Here is a 956-nt window from a genome sequence, read left to right as displayed (position 1 = left end):
TCAGCCAGTCGATCAGCGGCTACACGCGGACAAAAAGCCTAGTCCGGCACGATGTCCTCAACTGGTATGACTTTTACGTTGAACTGCCGGTTCGCTTGGGGGATGTGGTGTTCGACGACATCCCGCCATTCATCACCAGCACGCTAACAATCTCGGTCGACAACCCGGGCGGCAATGCGGCAATCGGCGGCGCCTACATCGGCAAATCGCGCACGATCGGTCAGACCCAATGGGAGTTCGACGGGGGCATCCTAAGTTACTCCGGCACCAGCACCGACAAATTTGGCAATACCTCACTGCTAAAGCGCGCCAGCGCCAAGCGCATCAACTTCCCGGTTCGCATTCCTGACGGCTTCGAGAGTGAAGCCTTCCGGCTCCTGAGTCTCTACATGGACACCGAAATGGTTTTCATCGGTTGGTCTGACTGCGCAATGACGATCATCTACGGATACCTGGGCCAGTGGAGCGTTCCAGTCACCAAGTCAGGCAAGAACGCTCAAATCGAAGTTAAAGGACTCTCATGACAGCTCAGATTTCGCAAGTAATTACCGGCCTGCCAACCGCCCCAGATTTCAACACTGACACGCCGGAAGTATTCAGCCTGAAGGCGGTGGCATCCGTGCTGGCGCAGCAGGGATTGCCGCCGGAGATCAATGCTTTCTCGACTCAGGCCAACGTTCTTGCGGTCGATGTGAATGCGAACGCGCAGATCGCCACCGCGGCCAAGATCGCAGCCGAGGCAGCGGTTGCAATCGCGCAGAATGCCGCGGCGGTGGCGCAGTCCACTACCGGCGCGACGACCTACGTTCCGAATCAGGCGTACAGCCTAAATCAAAGCGTGATTTCGCCGCTCGACCAGAAGGTGTACCGCAAGCGCACGGCCACCAGTTCGAGCGCCGCCGACCCCAAAGACGATCCGACGAACTGGCTGAATGTGCAGGGCGAAGCGCTGCCTC

1 protein-coding gene and 1 pseudogene are annotated in these 956 nt (G+C 58.5%); both read left to right on the top strand.

The window, feature by feature from the left end; all coding sequences use genetic code 11:
• A partial coding sequence (locus CR105_RS28635) for a hypothetical protein (protein ID WP_180288339.1) occupies positions 1-524 on the top strand: 524 nt, incomplete at its 5' end.
• Positions 521-956: pseudogene (locus CR105_RS27440) on the top strand (hypothetical protein); the annotation flags it as partial. The gene CR105_RS28635 and the pseudogene CR105_RS27440, both read left to right, overlap by 4 nt.

This window comes from Massilia eurypsychrophila (genome assembly GCF_002760655.1).
In the GTDB taxonomy this organism is placed as follows: Bacteria; Pseudomonadota; Gammaproteobacteria; order Burkholderiales; family Burkholderiaceae_D; genus JAFCUW01.
This window is presented reverse-complemented; position numbering and strand designations above follow the sequence as displayed.